The organism is Bradyrhizobium embrapense (genome assembly GCF_001189235.2).
GTDB lineage: Bacteria > Pseudomonadota > Alphaproteobacteria > Rhizobiales > Xanthobacteraceae > Bradyrhizobium > Bradyrhizobium embrapense.
Genome location: NZ_LFIP02000032.1, coordinates 1 through 915, shown reverse-complemented (window position 1 = coordinate 915; position 915 = coordinate 1). Strand labels below are relative to the sequence as shown.

At 61.5% G+C, this 915-nt stretch carries 3 protein-coding genes; all 3 read right to left on the bottom strand.

Annotated elements, in window-relative coordinates:
* A partial coding sequence (locus tag AKN83_RS38000; protein ID WP_193791652.1) for an IS66 family transposase occupies positions 1–290 on the bottom strand: 290 nt, incomplete at its 3' end.
* Positions 291–412: 122 nt separating this feature from the next.
* A complete protein-coding gene (gene tnpB / locus AKN83_RS42240; protein WP_083992436.1) occupies positions 413–610 on the bottom strand; it encodes an IS66 family insertion sequence element accessory protein TnpB in 198 nt (65 codons plus the stop codon).
* 37 nt (positions 611–647) lie between these two features.
* On the bottom strand, positions 648–915 hold a 268-nt coding region (locus AKN83_RS40825), incomplete at its 5' end, for a hypothetical protein (protein WP_206600838.1).

Here is a 915-nt window from a genome sequence, read left to right as displayed (position 1 = left end):
CAGCAGGGACAGGTCTTGTCATCGATATCGACAATGACCTCGATCCGCGGGAGGTGCGTCGGCAAGGCGCCACGGTTGCGGCGGCGCTTACGAGCCCGCGCCTCACGGCCTTCAGGTGCGCTGACGTCCTGCGCCGTTTCGCCGTACGCGGCGACCTGCTCGACGTCTTCCAGGCCCAGCAGCATCTGATCTTCTGGCAGCGTCTCCGCCCGCCGGCCAAACCGATGTCTCTGCATTTCCTTGATGATCTGACGCAGCCGTTCGCTCTCGCACCGTTCAGCAAGCAGCATCGCTTTCAGCGTCTCGGGATCGTCAGGCAGGGCGTCCTTCACACCCAAATCAGAGCATATTCGCCGCCATCTCGCGACGCATCCGACGCTCCTGATTCACTTCGCCGCAGCACTGCCAACAGCTATCCGGGCTGCGCTGGCGCCGGCGTCTCCCGTGCCTCGTGCACAGGCCGCCAGTCGAGCCCTTCCAGTAGCGCCGACAATTGCGCCCCCGACAGACGCATCACACCGTCCTCGATCTTCGGCCAGCGGAAGATCCCATCCTCGAGCCTCTTGGCGGACAGACACAAACTCGTTTCGTCCCAGAACACCAGCTTGATGCGATCCGCACAGCTCGTTTCATTGTGCGTCCCTTTGTCAGATCCCCGGCAGGCGGATCAACCTATCGTACTGATAATCAATGTAGTTTTTCGGCCGACGTTCGATCACGCGCTGCACCGCTATGCGCACTGACTCCGACGTCAGCGCGTCGACCCGAACCAACCATTGCGCCCCCTTGATCGCTTGCGTTGCCGGCAGGATGCCTTCAACACGAGGCTCTTTGCTGATCCGACGCAAATCCCAAAGCGTGCCGCAGCCTTCGCAAGGCTGATCATTTTGCCGTCGGATGATGCGGGGTCGTATT